The sequence below is a fragment of the Mesorhizobium sp. WSM4884 genome, assembly GCF_029625675.1.
Taxonomy (GTDB): domain Bacteria; phylum Pseudomonadota; class Alphaproteobacteria; order Rhizobiales; family Rhizobiaceae; genus Mesorhizobium.
In genome coordinates, this window is sequence record NZ_JARTVO010000006.1 from 87,923 (window position 1) to 104,338 (window position 16,416).

The window sequence follows — 16,416 nt, forward strand, 5'->3', positions numbered from 1 at the left end:
ACGGTACCGTAACGCAGACTGCAATACTGCTTTAAGTGGAGGCGGTTCACAATCTAGCCTTCGCAGCGAATAGCTCGTACTTATTTCTCCGGCACTTCCCGACCCCACGGAGTCACACCATGCAGTGGTCCTACCCGATCCTCCGTGTCGGCGGCACCGAGATCCGCATCCACCTGACCTTCCTGCTGCTGCTTGCCTGGATCGGTATCGCCTATTTCCAGGAGGGGGGAACGTCGGCTGCGATCGAAGGCGTCGGCTTCATCGGCGCCGTGTTCGCCTGCGTGGTATTGCACGAGCTCGGCCATGCCGCTGCCGCTAGTCGCTACGGCATCCGAACTCCAAAGATCACGCTCTTGCCGATCGGCGGGGTCGCGGAGCTGGAGCGCCTACCCGAGAAGCCGTCGGAAGAGATCGTCGTGGCGCTCGCCGGCCCGTTGGTCAATGTCGTCATTGCCGCTTTCCTCGTCGTCGCGCTCGGGACCGCCGTCGGTATCGACGCGCTGATGTCAATGGATAACCCGCATGTCGCGTTCGTGGCTCGCCTCGCTGCCGTCAACATATGGCTGGTCCTGTTCAACCTCATTCCGGCCTTTCCGATGGATGGCGGGCGTGTGCTGCGGGCCTTGCTCGCCACGCGCTACAACCGCCAGCGCGCGACGGAGATTGCGGGGACCGTTGGTCAGTTCGCCGCCTTCGCCTTCGGCTTCATCGGTCTCGTCGCCGGCAACGTGCTGCTCATATTCGTTGCCATCTTCGTCTACCTCGCCGCCACTGCGGAAACGCAGGCGATGGGGCTCGAGGCAGCGGCGCGTGCCGTTAACGTCCGCGACGTCATGATCAGCCGGTTCGAAAGCCTGCCGGCGACCGCGACCCTCGACGAGGCAGCACAGGGCCTGTTGCGCACGACGCAACACGAGTTCCCGATCGTTGATGCTGCCGGCGTGCTGCGCGGTGTGCTGACGCGGGAGGGGCTCGTCGCCGGCCTGCAGAAGCACGGCGGTCAGACTCCTGTGATCGAGGCAATGGCGGCAAATATCCCGGTGGTGCGCGACCATGATAAGCTCATCAAGGCGCTCGAACACCTGAAGAGTGGAGCCGCACCTGCCGTCGGTGTGGTGGATGGCAAGGGCCGTTTGGTCGGCTATGTCATCATTGAAAACATCGGCGAGCTCATGCTGCTGCGCAGCGCCGTCGCACGCTGACAGATCCTGATCGAGGAAACCGTCTTTCCGCCAGTTCCAGACTGCCTTTTTATGCGACTTTCGAAGCACAAAAGGCGAACATTGAAAGGGCGTTGTGGCCTGTCCATTCCGCAGCTCCGTTAATCATTAACAATGGCTGAAATGGACCGATTGCTGCCTGACGCTCCTAGGAGACGCGACTGCAAAAAGGCGCACGTTGATCTAACGACCCCTCTCTGCATTAGCGGGAGGGCGTTGTGTCTGGCCCCCAGTGGGCCTGCAGCGCCCATCGCGTGCGGGGTTTAGCGCGGTGCCATGGGAGTGCGACGTCGCCCGAGTGTCAATGGCTTCTGCGACCTTCAGCAACGGACTGATCTTTATTGGGATTGTAACCCGCAAGCGGGCGAGCGCGCCGCAACATACACCGGGTCCCATCGGTCAACGCCTTTGCAAGAGTAGCGGTATTGATCGTGCTTGAATGGGTTCCACTGCACTCGATGGTCTTCCGGCAAGGCTTCAAAGGTTACTACCGCACCGGGATGGGCACTCTCCTGCTTCAGCTTCTCGGTGGCGCAAAAGCTGGTCGGGTCGCTGCCGCCGTCGCGCCATCCTGAATCCGCTGTCCAGGCCTCTTCATGATTCCAATGATCGATGCCGTTATCGGGGTGCGGGCAAAGCGCATAACATGAGGCTGGATAAGCGTCCCCAGATCCTTGACTGGTGACCGGAACGCTCTGGACCGCTTCGGTAGAGGGGATGGCAAGCGCTGCCAAGTCGCCGAAACGGTTGTCGAGCACACCGACGACTTCGCCCGCCGAGTTGAAGAGTGGCGACCCGCTATAGCCACCCGGAGCAGCGATCCGATCGACGGTGAGCTTGTCTCCATTTTTCGACACATCCGTTTCCGTTAGATCGGTCGAAGTCGGATGCGGAACCGTGTCGGCTCCCCATACGATCGCCACCAAGGTCGGGAACCCGCTGGGACGCTGCATAGCAAGCTTGGAGTATTGGAAGCAGTGGCCATCAACGCGTAGCAGCGCAAGGTCGACACCTGCGATGACTTTCACATATGCGTTCTGGGAGATGACATGCGGCGATCCCGAGTGGTCCAGCAGCGTCACCTCAACATGCCTGTCGGGGGTCTGGTCCGGTCCGACCTTCGCCCAGTCGTCATCCTTTCCAACGACGTGCAGGGCCGTGAGGATGTATCCTTCAGGCGAAACGAAGACCCCTGTTCCGGCATCGATTGGTTTCCGCGAGCCGTCCGCGCCGGTGCCGAAAGCGTGAATCTGCACGACCGCTCCGCGGTTATCATTCCAGATCTTGTCTTTGTCGATCGCCTGCCCCCATGCTTCCGCCGAATAGAAAAAGCCCAAGCCACTCAGCAGGAGCAGTTCCAGTTTTCGCATTGTCGAAGCTCCCGCAATCATGAGTGAGGAGGTAAGGCTACGATGTCACGACTGTAGGCGCCCCCCATTCCGGGAATGGATATTCGAACTGAGTAGGCGCCCGGTAGCGACGTGTGCACCGAAGCGGAGAAGGATAGCGTGCGGTTGGCTTCGTCAGTGGCCGACGTGACATCCTGAACCTGCAACTGTTGCGACCCCGCAGGATCGCTGAGCACAAGGTCAGGCTGCAGGTCGCCTTTCGCGATGGGGCCGACGAAGGCTACAGAGATCGTCAGAGGAACATCGTCCCCAGCCCTGACTACAGACTGGCCGAACTCAGCCTTAACCATCGAAACCTCGACGAGGCTGTCTGACATTGTGCTGGCAAACGGAAGATTGTTTTTCGAAATTGGTGGTGGCCCAGCATGCTTGTTCAGCATGCGTTGCAGCTTGTTCACCACCCACTGGTCGTCAAAGATCGTCGCATGATTGGTGAAAGCCGGCAGGCTTTGGGCAGGCGAGTCCGAATTTGCCGCGCTCCACAGCGGCACGGTGCCATCCCCGACACTCTGGCTGAAGTGCCAGTGTACCCAGGTTCGATCGTTGGGATCTACGTAGAGGTAGAGGTTGGTCGAGAACTTGTCGCCAGCAAAGACCGTCTGCTCGATGCTCGAGGGCAAGGGCTGCCGCAATATCGCCTTCAGCTTGCGGGCGTTGTCGAGATCCTGAAGCACCTCCGCCAACCTTGGCCCTGTCCGTTCCTCAGGAGGTATCCAGTCGCCTGCCTGCCATAGCCTCGCGTCTGCCGGATCGAAGTCGGTGTAACCTCCCTGCACTGGCTTTCCAAAGCGGCAGCAGTGATCGTAGCTGGGGAACAATTCATACAGAGACGGAAATGAAAACATTACCCGGCGGATTGTTCCGATGCCACCTGACAGCCAATTTTCAAAGCCGCCCCATCCGTTGGTCATTTCGGCCAGGGCGTTCATCGACCCCTGGCTTGGAACAGCCAAGCTGACAAAACGCACGACGTGAGCGTCATTGGCGTTCTCATTCAGGTAGATTTTGACGATAAGGCCGCCCATGCTGTGGGCTAGGATATCGATGTCCCTACCTTTGAGAGCAGTATTGCTGTCGATAAGCTCCTTCAGCTTCCGAGCATTGTCGAAATTGCTTCTTCTCCAATCATAATAAAATATGAAGAGATTATTGCCCTCCACATAATTAAGTTTCCGAAGCACTGACAGCAAACCGTCATATTGGTGAATCGTCCAAAACGGGCCGAGAATATTGATGCTTTCGACCAGGCCACCAGGGTGAAGCGGTGGCTGCGGCGAAGCTGCGTTGAGTTCGAGTTTCTCGAAATTGGATAACGACGAGGAGTCGCCCCAAACGACCTTGCCTTTCTCGTCAAGTAACTCCGTGCCCAGGATGCCAGGCACAAACACCAACGGCCTGAACGGTTCTGGCTGGCTCTGTGCAAATGCGCCTGCGTGCGTCAACTCGATGTAGATGCTGCCGAAAACGAGGAACGTCGCGAAAATCGTACGGATACTTCCGATCATAACTGGCTCCGCCCAACTTTCCCAAAGTACAACCTGTTAGCACATGATGAGCGAATGTGCTGGCAGCCGACCAACTCGGCCTGACCTTTCATGGACCGTAGAGGATTCATCCTCACCAAACGGCTCTCCGAATTGCACCGCGAGGCACCCATTTCGGGTGCTAATGGTGCGCAGCACCCCCACGAGCGGATCGATATCGATGCAGGTATCGGGCCTCGGCCAGGCGATCGCCGTCCGTGACGGTAAATCCGGAACGCTGGCACCTAGCATCCCGCCGCGCAGTTCTATCCGGCCTTCTTACCCCCTTTGTCTCTGCTCCCATCGCTTGGGGCCGTAGAACCGGACGAATCCAGATTGACTTCTCCCGGAAGTCCAATTTTGCGCACCCCGATCACCTGCCCAGTGACTGGATCGAACACCATCCGGTAAAGGCCGTGGCAGTTGGAACGAACCACCTGCGTTTTGCGAGGCGCGGGACTAGCGGCGCCAGGAGCCGCAAGAGGAACCAAAACTTTGGCCAGGGAGGCTAGCGCAGTGATGTTTTCATTGGTCTTGCTGTCTGCGCTCGCGTTAAGACCCGTCAGGTTCCAGCCGTCCTGGAGTTGGGGGTTCGCCGAAGCAGTCCCAACGCCAGCATTCATCGTGATTGCGTACTCCTCGGATTTGTCGGGAAGCATCACTATCTTGGCATTGCACGTTGTCTTGCCGCTTTCACTCGTTTCCTCCAGCGCCAGATACGGAGCAGGTCGCCAGTATCGGAGCCCTGGTTGGTTATAGGACGTCACTCGAGTAACCGATACGTTCGCGCAGCCGCTGAGAAAAACCTCCCCAGCGGCGCAGGCAATAACGGCGCATAAAGCCGAGCGGTGCAATTTTGTCCTCCATCAAAAGGTTGACCCGATGCTTTGACTTTTAGCGACCAGCTCTTCCAGCGACTGGTATGCCGCCACTCTTAGTTTTACTAATGCTAGCTGCCCTTCGATGAGCGATTCTGATCGTTCGGCTAACCAATCGCAAACTCCTGTTCGACGAGGTCGCCGCACAGTTTCCCTCCCGTACAATGGCGGTGAACTACAGACAATGGTTTCCTAATTCCTTTGTGCCGGAGAGCGCTTTTTTTGACGGCTCACTTCAAGACTGCCAGGGTTTACTTGCGACGATTGCCCTTATCGAGGCCACATAGTCGTTAGCAGGATGCTCAACCCAGCCACCGCCACTCGCGTCCCATTTGTAATACGTGCCACCATTATATCTTTGGATCATCTCATTTTCGATCATTTCAGCGGTCACCCCCTTAGGATGCCTGTTGAGATAATTTTCCGCAGCCGTCTTCTTGGTGCCAAGTAACGAAATCCCCTGGCTCAGATTCAACTTCCAGTTCCACTGCTGCTCAACAGTGGCCTGGTTGATCTGCATCAACCCCCAGTCGACCGTGCCGTTGGTATTGGTGTTCGACTTGGGCTTACCGTTGGGCAGAAAATGATTCCAGCGGCTCTCCTGCCAGGCGATCGCTCTCAAGATATCGCTGGGAAACATTGGGTTGAGCGTGGCGCGCGATGGATTTTTTCCGCGCGTCCTAAGAGCGATGGCGATTTCATCGCAGTTGTGACCGACGCATCCTCGCGTGGTTTCTATCGAGTCGCCACCATCGGTGATGTCGAAGTTCACCAAGGTAAACGTCAACGTCCGGAACGAGGTGCTACAATTGGACATTGGCTCGACATCTTCGCGGGCCGTCTTTTCCGTGGCGAGATGGCATAGTTCGACCATCAGATGATCTCTCGCCACACCTCCGGTATCGACGCAACAGGCTTGGGTCGGCGACGCAATTCCATAGTCCTCGAGGAGCGTTGGCCGGATCAATTCTCGCTCTTGCGCGACAACGATGGGTTCTTCACCCTGGCAAGTCTGCCACATCTGTTCCCAGTTCTGGGGCCCCGGCAAGTTGGCGTTCTCGTCAATCCAGAAGACGAGTTCACCGCTGGATGGGGAAATGGTTCGACCAGAAATCCAAGTCATGCGAGTATCCTTGGCTGGTTGCGTCGACTGTCGACTGGGCGGCGCCACGCCGACGAGAGACTACTGCTTCTGCAGGTTCAATTGCTTGTTGACGAGGATCTGCTGCCTGCTCAGCGCGAATCGCAGGTTATCAGGGATCTTCATGCCGAGCACAATTGGCAGGGTAGCTGACTGAAACTTCAGGGCGACTTGCGCGCTGGCTGCAGGATAGGTCTTCTCAATGCCGGTTACGTCGAGGTTCGATAATGAGTTGTTGTCGTGAAAGTAGCATTTGCTGTGAGCGCCTTTCTTCAAAAATTTCGGATTACTGCCGTAGATCATAATTGATTGCGGATCGCGCTCTGACCAGTCGTACGCCGATCGATCAGCCATCAACTGCTTCACATTATTGTCCACCATCTTTTTATCCCAGCCGTAGTTTTGCTGGTAGTAGGCATATAATTTTGTCCAGTCGTATTCGGAATCGCATCCACTGGCGGGACTTTGATGCTCATGATGCAGTCCAAGTGCATGTCCCCACTCATGGAGAACTATGCCCGTAAAGCGTGGCTCGGCTGGTGGGTTCTTGTCGAACCCTTCAAAGTTCATGGATACGAGGCTGTTGTCGATGAGATCTTGGGTGAGGCTGTCGTTTCCGATATACGACCAGTAACCTGGCTCAGCAAAACCGATGCGGATTTCGCTCTTGTCGTGCGCAGCGCAGTCGGGACCGTTTTCGCTGCCTCCCGCGAGAGATAAATTCGTGTGCTGGATCCAGATCTCAGCGATTGAGACGATTTTCTTACGTAGATCGGGCGCGCCACCGACGAAACAGACATGGAGAACTTGAGTTTGGGCCCAACGGTTCGGAAGCACGACAACGTACTCTAATCCGTCATGGCCTGTGCCCAAAGAAGGGTGTGGCACGCGATCCAAAGGAAGGTAATTTAGTCGGGCAGGATCCCACTTCGCCTCCGACCCGCTTGCACCAATTTCAAGGGAGTGGGCCTGTGCTGAACCAGCAAGTGCAAGACAGCAGATTGCACAAATGGCAGGATTGGATCTCGCGGTCATGACTTCTCCTCCAGCCCTACCGAACAGAGCCGCAGCACGGTTAAAGGGCAATACTGAACCATCACGATGCACCGATCTCGATCGGCCTTATGGGTAGTCTTGAGACCATGACAGGGTCCCAATGCTGTGAGACTGCTTCGTGCAGGCAAGGCGACTGAGCGGACCTACTGCTGCAGGGGAGAGGTAAAGCTCACCTCATGCTGGCCGCGCTCGTGCGGACCGACAACGAACGGCAATTGCCTTCCCTGACGAACCAGCAGTGTATGATTTATCCCAAGAATTTTTCTCACGCTCATGAGCGCCGCCTCATTTACCTCGATGTAGGCGACGATGTACCACTCGCCGTTTTCTTCCCTGGCCATGCCAAGCGGCTCGGCGTGCCATTTCAGCGCGCCGTGGTGGGGCATGAAGTAGGTTTCCTGGACGCCGCCGACGGCGCTGAGCCCCTCGTCGAGGGCGTATTCCATCACCGCGCAGCAGAGCTGCGTGAGCGTGCCTCGCAAGCCGGTCCCGCGTTTGTCGGGAACGACGAAGGTGCGGGTCCATTCGGCCCAGTCGGGTCGTCTGGGCACGCCCGATTTCTCGCACATGTGAGGAAAGACCTCCGAGACCATGTGCGGCTCGCTCGTTGGGATCAGTCGAGCCGAGGTCACGACGCGGCCGTCTTCGATACCGAGCAGGTAGGTCGCCGCGTCCGTATCGAACTGGTCTAGCTCGCGACCGTCAGGGCTCGGAGGGCGCCAATGCTTCTGATGCACGAAGAAATCGTGCCGGCGGCGCAGAAACTCGTCGAATTCGTTTTCGTAGAGATGCTTGTTATGCGCATTGACGACATGTGCCGCAATCATCGCGCGATCCCCCGATCGTTCTTTTGGGGGAATAGTTGCAGCCGTTCTAATGTACGTCACCTGTCCGATCGGACAGTTGACGCACTTACGGGTGAATCAGGCGCCGACGCACCGCCTCGACGACGGCCTGGGTGGTGGTGGCGACGCCAAACGCCTCGCGGGCCCGCGTGGCGTGCCATTTGACGGTGCGCTCGGTCAGCCCCAGAATCTGCGAGGTTTCCGACGAGGTCTTGCCGGCCGCGGCCCACAGCAGGACTTCCTTTTCCCGGTCGGTCAGCGGCCCGTCGCCATCTTCGGCGTCATTCGAAAAGGACTGGATCGTCATGCCGGCGTAGACCGCCATGGTGACCAGTTGCACCTGCTGGCGTTCAGACAGCTTGCAGGTCTTTTGCGAGGAGGCAAACGACAGCACGGATTGCCAGTGATGGACACTCAGCATCGGCACGGCGAAGCCGCTCCAGATGCCGAACTCCGTCGCCTCGCCGGCGACGCGCCGCGAAGCTTCCGTCCCAGACCATTTGGCGGGTACATCGGACCAAAGAAATGGCTTCAATGTCTTGGCAGAATAGATACAGACGCCGTCCACAGCGGCATGCTCGGCTTCTACATAGCGCTCGAACCAGCCTTCCGGCCAGCCGTTCAATTCTACCATCGGCGCGAGTTTCTGCCCGCCCAACGGCACGCCACTCAATATAAGATGCTCGAATCCAAGCTTTGTTACTGTCCCTAGCAGGTCGCTCAAAAGCGGCCCCGTAGCCATGTGCTTCCGGCACCGCTCGACAAAGTCGAATACGTCTGAATCGATCATGCCAGAGCCCCGTCTCCCGCACGATCAATCTATAGCTTATTTTAGAAAACTCGCATAGGCAAAAGCCCGTGATATCAAGTCGTCCAGCAAGCCTCGGCAGCCTGTCAATGCTTGCTTGATGCGATAGCTGGCGCTGCTAATCTAGAGGGGTACGCGATGACGCGTGGGAAACGCTTGGCTGGCGCCAACAAGAAACGACAAGGGTCGGCTCGGCCTAAGGCGGAGAAAACCGGCACGAAGCCAGCGCCTGCTTCGACTGAAGCAAACAGTCCGTCAAAATCGTCGGATGTCAAAGTTGCGGCCAGCCAGAAACGCAGCCTCATCGAAAACCCGTGGATCGCTCTCCTCCTGCTGCCGATCCTCACCACGCTGTTCGGTGTGCTAGCAGCCCTGTATCTCGATAACTGGCGCGCTTCGCGCGAACAGAAGGACCGTGTCGTCGGTCTTCTGCAGATAGCTGGTCAGGAATGCGAAGCGATCAACAAAACGCTGGCCGGGGTGCAGATCGACCAGCAGCCCGTTTTCATCCCCTCCCTCGGCATCGCCCTCTTGAACATCCAGCAGGATGCAGAGAGCCTCAAAGTCATTCCGGCGGATGATTTTCGCGATTTTGTTCGGCAACTCGTTGGTATCCAGTCCACGCTGAGCGACTATGGTCGACTAGCCAACGACTACAGACTCCTTGCAATACAGACTCCGCGCGGGCTTCCGCCCCCAATCCTGCCAATGCCCGATGGCCCGCCGAAACCGGAAACGCCACAGGAAGCCGCTGCGCGTTTTGTCAAGGCGATGGAAGAGTTGGAGGCAATGCGGCAGACACATCTGGCCCATATGCGCCAGACCTTGCAGTCCTACAAGGACGCGGTGAAAAGCTTCTGTATTGTCGGCGCACGGATCCACGACGAACTCGCAGACAAGACCCGCTAGGCAGCTTGCCAAGGGCTCTGCCTCAACAACTCTCGAGCGGCGTTACTGCGGCCAGAACTATCTCCACCGATGCGCGCCTACATGATCAACTACCTCCCGCCTGCCTTCTGGATTGCGCCAAAGCTTGCATTCAGCGAGTACTGGCAGGCCTGTAGGCGTAACCATGAAGTTGTCGATTGGACCAGCCGGCGTCGAAAGCTCTCGGCAAATCGGTACCGGGTTAGCGAATAACGGATCGATCTCGGCGATAGGCAGGCAAGATGGAAAGCGATGAATGAGATCCTGGATCGCCGCCTCGGTCATGCCATGTCCCCTCCGCCAAGCTCGAGGAGCCTTGCAGTCACTACCGAAGCTCCGTCGCCCGAGATAACCAGAGGCGTTGAATGTTGCCTCGCCATGCGTCATTCGTCCTGTTTAGACTGCGGCTGAACCGCATTGCCCAGCGACCCGATCGCCTCTCGGGGCAGCAATTTAATCTCCAAGCACCGCCCAGCTGCGCGGATTGAGCAGTTCTGTCGCGACAGCGCTGATCTCTTTCCCTATGTTCGCGCGCGCCTTGGCCCACAGCCTTCTCAAAAGCGGCTTAGGGACCATACCGTCGAACCTCGCTGTCTCGAGGTTCTCGACGAACTCCGAAATGGACTGAATATCCGGTGGGCGTTCAACTACCTGGCGAAGGACCGCCTCGGTTTCTTCAGGTCTAGTCTCCAGAACTGTCACGCCCACGTCGTGCACCGCGCATTCAAGGCCTGCCGAAACCAATGTGAAGGCGAGAACGGCATTGGCTTCGGTGCCTCTCCAGGTCAGGACGTGCGTATCCTTCCCTGCCGGCAGGAATCTCGTCTGCCGCAGTCCAAGCTCCAGGTAGGCCTCCCTCCCCTGGCGCAGGAAGTCGGCGGCGGTCGCATCGAGATAAGCGGGAATGTCGTCGCCTTCCAGGACCGCTCGCATCTCGGCCGAAAGCCTGTCGTGGACAGGCTCGCTCATCACGTTGTCGAATTTCGGAATCTTCCCGGACCGATGCCGCTCGACCTCGAGCACCTTGCTGCGGTCGTCCACCGAAGCGATACGCCAGCGTTGCCCTGCAAAGGCAATCACCACTCCGACTGCGACAGGATTCGAGATAGGGATGGCGCCAAGCGTCCGCCCACCGGATACGATCCGCCACTCCTCGTCCGTTGAGAACACCGCGTAGAAGTCGCGGCCAGCCGTGAGCCGCTCTCCGGTCTCGCCGAGCATGATGGTGCCATCTGGCGCTTGCTCCAGCAGACGATTGTCCGCCGAAGCCATACCGCGCAGCAGCTCGATATAGTCGCCCTTTCCCAGAACGGAAAGCGGACCCGCCGAGCATATCGTCTGGAAAAGGCGATCAGCGCGCTGCCCGCCGTCCTGTGCGATCACGGAGAGCGTCTGGTGAAGCGCGACTGTCGCAACGGCGTCGACGACGGAAGGTGGCTCGACGAACTTGGCGACGAGCAGGCGCACGGCTGCCACGGTACGCACGGTCTCCAACCTCAGGTGATCGAGTGGGTCGGAATCTTGTCCGAGATTGCGTTCCCGCACATACATTCGAAGGATTGCCGGAACGCCGCGCCGGCGCCCGCTGCGTCCGAGGCGCTGCCGAAGCGACGCGATCGAACGCGGCGCCCCTACCTGTGCGACGGACTTGATCGATCCGATATCGATGCCGAGCTCCAACGTGGTGGTCGCGACCGCACTGGTGGGGAGATCGCCCTTCTTCAGCCTGTCCTCGAGTTCCTCCCGCAACTGCTTCGAGAGGCTTCCGTGATGGGGAAAGAACTCGTTCGGAACTGCGCCTTTCTCGGATCGCGTCCGCAGCCTGTCCGCCAGGGCTTCCACGCGCCTACGCGATCCCGCGAATACAAGGTTGTTTGCTCCGCGAAGTGTCGCGAACATATGGTCGGCGATGAAGTCCAGTGCGACTGGCTTCTCCTCCGCCTCCAGTCCGTCGATCTCTTCGGCGTCGTCGCCATCCGCGTATGCCCGCACCTGGAGCCTTAGCTCGGGCGAGTCGGCCGAGGACTCCACGATCGAAACGGTCGATGGAGAGGACGGATTCAGCCAGCCGGCGGCAACGGAAAGGTCGCCTATCGTGGCGGAAAGCCCGATCCGCCTTGCTGGCTGTGCTGACAGGGCATCCAGCCGCCGCAGCAGGGTTGCCAGATGGAGACCGCGTGGCCCGCTCAGAAAAGCATGCAGTTCGTCGATGACGATAAAGTCCAATGCGCCCAGCATCCTCCTTGCATCGCCCGGACGACGCAGGAGCATCGCCTCAATGGATTCCGGAGTTATCAGCACGACGCCGCGCGGGTCGCGTCTTGTACGCTGTTTGGCGGCTTGAGGCGCATCCCCATGCCATCGGACGACGTCGACCTCCATTCGCTCGCAGAGGTCGTCCAGGCGCCGGAACTGGTCGTTGATAAGCGCCTTGAGCGGACTCACATAGAGAACCGACACGCCCGGCTCCGTCCGGGCCGCCACTTTCGTCAGGATTGGCAGGAAGGCGGCTTCCGTTTTCCCGGCCGCCGTGGCGGCCGCGATCAGGACATCGTTCCGGCCGCCCAGGATCGCGGCGATCGCCTTGTCCTGGACGTCGCGGAGTTCCTCCCACTTCTGCTCCCAGATCCAGCGCCGGATCGTTTCATGGAGCCTGTCGAATCCAGAGGTGGCCTCAGAGCCTGACGGTGGCAAGATCCTCGTCCCCACCCTCGGTTTGGCCCTCGCTCTCGTCCACCGAAGAGCTTTCTGCATCTGGCGCGATATCGACCCGACCCACCAGGCTCGCCCACTCCGTTCCAGGATTCTGTTCAAGGATTGCCAGGAACTGCACGAACGCCTTTATCGTGTTCCGCGGCGTCCTGAAGTAGGCATCGCCAACGTGCTTGTTGCAATGCTCCATGAACGCTGGAAGGGCTTCATCCGGAACGAGGTTCCTGGTGGGATCGCCGAAGGCAAACACTGCCCGGATATTTGAAAGAAGGATCAGAAGATCCTCGGGCGTGAGGCTTTGGAGGCGCAGCACCGGACCGGAAAGATCGACCAGGCCGTTCGTCGCGAACGCATTCTCGGAAAGGCGGGACTGCAGAGCCGAGTAGCTGTAGAGGCCGCGGCGGGTGTCCATGAGGAACTCCGGCGTGCCGCCGAACGCGAAGCCGAAGCCGCCGAAGCTGCCCTGCAGCACGTCGTTGAGCATGCGCAGGACCTGCTCGAAGTTCTGGTTGCGAGCCTGGGCACTCTGAAGCTTGTACAGATTCACCATTTCGTCGAAGACAACGAACAGCCCGGCGTACCCCGCAAGCCTCACAAAGGCTGCCAGCAGCTTGAGGGAATCATAGACGTTGTCGTCATCGATGATGTTGCGGACACAAAGCGCCTGGCGCGCTTCCGTCTTCGTGGAATATTCCCCGCGGAGCCACCGAAGGGCCGAGGCCTTGAGGACTTCGTCGCCCTGCTCGCCTCCTTTCCAGTACGCCTTTAGGACCATCGCGTAGTCATAGCCGCCGACGTGTTCCTGCAGGTGCGCGAGACGCTGATCGATGATGCGCTCGACCGGGACGCCCGCTTGTGCTGCCTCCTGGATGCAGTCCGTCACGAAGCGTTCGACCACGCTCGGCAGTGCGCCGCCGTCGGGCCGGGTCCGCGTCGCCATATTCCTTACGGCTTCGGCATAAAGTCCCCTCGCCTGGCCCGCCGTCGCATGGATCCTGCGGTCCGGCGCGAGGTCGGCATGGATCGTGACGCATTTGCGCTCGAGCGCGACCAGTCGCACCAGATTCAGAAAGAAGGTCTTGCCTGCCCCATATTCGCCGATCACGAAACGGATCGCTGCTCCGCCGTCGCAAATGCGATCGATATCGCGGACCAACGCTCCCACCTCAGCCGCGCGGCCGACCTGTACATGACGAAGTCCCGTCTTCGGGACAACGCCGGCGGCGAGCGCCTGCAGAATGGCATCGCGATCGCGCGTCTTGATAGTCGTGACAGCCGTCATGCTTCCACCCTCGCTTGCTGCAGCTTATCCCTGAGATGCTCTACGACTGAAACGCGTTCGTCGCCGTCGATTATAGGTTCGTCGAACCTGTCGAAACCCCATTCGTTGATCGTTTCTATCGCTCCGTCGGGCAACAGCCGCAGCTTCCGCGCCTCGTCTTCGAACGCTTGCCTATCCAGTCCGCCGCTCTCGGCCAGAAGGCTCAGCAACCTGGCGTGAGCGCCGTCGAGGCCGGCGAATTTTCCTTCGGCAGCAACAGGTTCCCTGACCTGAGGCGGTGAGGCTGGCGGCTCCTGTTCGGTGAAGATGCCCGCGAGAAGCTCCGACACGGCCGTGGTCTCGAATTTGATCCGCTCCAGGCGACCGTGATCGATTCTGAGACCGCCCGAGGGGGATGTGGGAGGCGGCGCCGGGATCGGAACGCCGGTCGCACGCGTCTCCGGAGCGACGGCGACGGGCTCGTCGAGCGCGACCGACCCGCGATGGAGGGTGGAATACAGATCCTCCACCGGGTAGCCGAGCGCCTTGTACAGCCGCTCGAGGAACTTCACCTCGTCAGGAGCCGCGTAGCCATCCGCCAGGACGGCCGACGTGGCCGATCGGACGGCGCTGGCGCGGGCATCTGCACCGATGCTGCCCAATTTCTTGATGGCGGATTGCTGCGCCGCCGGATCCTTGAGAAGCGTACTGGCATACGCCATCAGCCTGCCGCGCTCGACGCCGCCTATGCTTGGAAACGAACGGATGTCCGCCTTGATCGATTCGAATTCGCTGGGCTCGACCTTTCCGTCGGAGACGGCCGCCAGCGCCGCCACCTCTACCATCGCCCTGGCCGCAGCATAGGCTGAAGCCTCGCCGTCAACGGGAGCGCCATCCTTCGCCTTGAACAGCAGAATGTAGCCGTCGGCTTCCAGGTAGCGCGAGCCGTACCTGCGGTCCGGCTCGAAGCCAACATCCAGCTTGTCCATCAAGGCGCCGATCTGGTTGCACAGGCCGGCGCCGAGCTTTCCCTTGGTCGGGATTTCCATTCCCAGGGCTTGCGCCAGTCGTGCCAACTTCACCCCGGCGATCCTGTGATCGCCAAAAAGATCGTCAACGCGCTTGAGCGCCGCGGCTCCGGTCCCGGAGCCGGACGTAAGGATCTCCTTGGGCAACAGGAAAGCGGCTTCGACAGAGCCCTTGGCGTCAGGTTTCTTCCCAAGAAGACGGCTGTAGGCGGCAAGCTCGTCGGTACAGGCGGTGAGAAGGTCTCTCAGACCATCAATTGGCGCGGAAAGGGCAGCGATGTCAGGAAGCGGCCCGAGCTCGCTATCCGACAGGTCCACCCTGCCCCCGAAGCCACCGCTCGCCGCCCGGTATTCGATTTTGATGTTCGTCCTCGGCGAATTGACCTTCAACCCGTCCGGATAGCGCGACGCGAACCGTAGGTGCCAGAGTTCGACGAGTTCCTCGAAGCATCTGGATGCGGGCGTGCGCAGCTGCGTGTCTGGAAGGGACAATATCCACAGGAGCGCGTCGGTGCTGTCGAAAGGAAGCTTGGAACTTAGCTTCCGCCCGAGATGAGCCCTTACGGACAGCGGCATCTCGTAGCCGTTCCTGAGGTCTGGCGTAAGCGTCGGACGAGAAGTGTCCGGGTTCACCATCAAGTCTGCCACATCCAGGAACTTGGAAGCGTAGCCCTTGAAGGAGTAGTTCTCGCCATGGAGCGCTAGAAGGCGCCGGACCTCCGCTGCCATCGCCGGAGCCTCATTCCTCGCCTCGTCGATGAAGAGACGACGTTCGAGGCCATAGAAGAATATGAAAACATAGCCTATGCCGATCGAAGGATCGTTCCTGCCTCCTGCAAGCCATTCGAGATAGGTCCGACGCGCCCCCGGGGAGATCGACCGATATGATGGCCAGTAGGGCAACGTCTTGCCTTCGGGATCGCCTCTTACGGAGCCGACCTGGCAAGTTGGGTCAACCAGACAGTTCTCGGCACCCGCTTTCCCAGGGAAGGACCCGCCGAGATAGAACATGCCCGACTGGATGGTAACTCCCGCTACCCGAACGCTTTCTCCGGCAGGCAACCACCTCGCCGGGGCTCCCATGGCTCGGCTGTCGGCGGCTGCGGCCCGGCACTCAGTGAACGATCGCTTTTCCCACTGGTTGCTTCCATCGGTGAAGCGCCTGTCAGGACGAGATCGAGGGTCCTGCCAAGGCTGCTGCATCGACGCAATCCGTCCGCTCGTCGGCGCAGACCTTTCCTGCATAGCTCGGCGTGAGCGCTGCGGCGCCTCTTCTGCGAAACTTTGGCTGCGTCCCAAATAGATCAGCCACGCAACCAACGCCGCGCCGATCAGGAACCATTCCATAGTCGTCCCCCCGGACCCTCAGGATATTCCGTTGACATCATGGCATGGTCTGCGGGTATCAGACAATCTTCGAACAAGGATTGCGTCCGACAGCAAACAACTTCGATCACTCTTCCTTGGTCATCCCGGCTCAACAGAGGCGGACAATAGAGTGCATGGCGGCCATGCGAGTACCAGGCACCCCAATATTTGCGGTTTCCGGCTACTGACGTGGCGAAGGATTCTCCCGGTAGGGTTTATTAACGACGCCGAGTGGAAAGT

The 16,416-nt window shown here is 59.4% G+C and carries 12 protein-coding genes; 2 read left to right on the forward strand and 10 right to left on the reverse strand.

The window, feature by feature from the left end:
• Positions 1 to 119: 119 nt before the first annotated feature.
• A complete protein-coding gene (locus P9236_RS11655; RefSeq protein WP_278074764.1) occupies positions 120 to 1,202 on the forward strand; it encodes a site-2 protease family protein in 1,083 nt (360 codons plus the stop codon).
• Positions 1,203 to 1,558: 356 nt separating this feature from the next.
• Here P9236_RS11655 and P9236_RS11660 read toward each other — a convergent pair whose 3' ends face one another.
• The 7 genes from P9236_RS11660 to P9236_RS11690 form a co-directional block, all read right to left on the reverse strand.
• A complete protein-coding gene (locus P9236_RS11660) occupies positions 1,559 to 2,590 on the reverse strand; it encodes a serine protease (protein WP_278074765.1) in 1,032 nt (343 codons plus the stop codon).
• A gap of 17 nt (positions 2,591 to 2,607) precedes the next feature.
• Positions 2,608 to 4,134, reverse strand: coding sequence for a hypothetical protein (locus P9236_RS11665; protein WP_278074766.1), 1,527 nt, complete (start codon positions 4,132 to 4,134; stop codon positions 2,608 to 2,610).
• 284 nt (positions 4,135 to 4,418) lie between these two features.
• Positions 4,419 to 5,006, reverse strand: coding sequence for a hypothetical protein (locus P9236_RS11670; protein WP_278074767.1), 588 nt, complete (start codon positions 5,004 to 5,006; stop codon positions 4,419 to 4,421).
• 259 nt (positions 5,007 to 5,265) lie between these two features.
• The gene (locus P9236_RS11675; RefSeq protein WP_278074768.1) at positions 5,266 to 6,153 is read right to left on the reverse strand and encodes a transglycosylase SLT domain-containing protein; all 888 of its coding nucleotides are present in this window, start codon (positions 6,151 to 6,153) and stop codon (positions 5,266 to 5,268) included.
• A gap of 60 nt (positions 6,154 to 6,213) precedes the next feature.
• Positions 6,214 to 7,206: a hypothetical protein gene (locus P9236_RS11680; protein WP_278074769.1), complete on the reverse strand. Its 993-nt coding sequence runs from the start codon at positions 7,204 to 7,206 to the stop codon at positions 6,214 to 6,216.
• Between the two features lie 164 nt (positions 7,207 to 7,370).
• Positions 7,371 to 8,054 carry an acyl-homoserine-lactone synthase gene (locus P9236_RS11685; RefSeq protein WP_278074770.1) on the reverse strand — a complete coding sequence of 228 codons (684 nt, stop codon included), beginning with the start codon at positions 8,052 to 8,054 and terminating at the stop codon, positions 7,371 to 7,373.
• 85 nt (positions 8,055 to 8,139) lie between these two features.
• Entirely contained in the window at positions 8,140 to 8,862 is a 723-nt protein-coding gene (locus P9236_RS11690; protein WP_278074771.1) for a LuxR family transcriptional regulator, read from the reverse strand.
• A 156-nt stretch (positions 8,863 to 9,018) separates the two neighbouring features.
• Here P9236_RS11690 and P9236_RS11695 point away from each other — a divergent pair, with 156 nt between their 5' ends.
• The gene (locus P9236_RS11695) at positions 9,019 to 9,789 is read left to right on the forward strand and encodes a hypothetical protein (RefSeq protein ID WP_278074772.1); all 771 of its coding nucleotides are present in this window, start codon (positions 9,019 to 9,021) and stop codon (positions 9,787 to 9,789) included.
• 471 nt (positions 9,790 to 10,260) lie between these two features.
• On the opposite strand, the gene P9236_RS11700 is transcribed toward P9236_RS11695, so the two are convergent.
• The 3 genes from P9236_RS11700 to P9236_RS11710 are packed head-to-tail and all read right to left on the reverse strand — an operon-like array spanning position 10,261 to position 16,155.
• Complete coding sequence (locus tag P9236_RS11700; RefSeq protein WP_278074773.1) at positions 10,261 to 12,501, reverse strand: DEAD/DEAH box helicase; 2,241 nt, start codon at positions 12,499 to 12,501, stop codon at positions 10,261 to 10,263.
• Positions 12,482 to 13,801: an ATP-binding protein gene (locus tag P9236_RS11705; protein WP_278074774.1), complete on the reverse strand. Its 1,320-nt coding sequence runs from the start codon at positions 13,799 to 13,801 to the stop codon at positions 12,482 to 12,484. The genes P9236_RS11700 and P9236_RS11705 overlap by 20 nt, the downstream gene beginning before the upstream one ends.
• Entirely contained in the window at positions 13,798 to 16,155 is a 2,358-nt protein-coding gene (locus tag P9236_RS11710) for a TerB N-terminal domain-containing protein (protein ID WP_278074775.1), read from the reverse strand. The genes P9236_RS11705 and P9236_RS11710 overlap by 4 nt, the downstream gene beginning before the upstream one ends.
• Positions 16,156 to 16,416 lie beyond the last annotated feature (261 nt).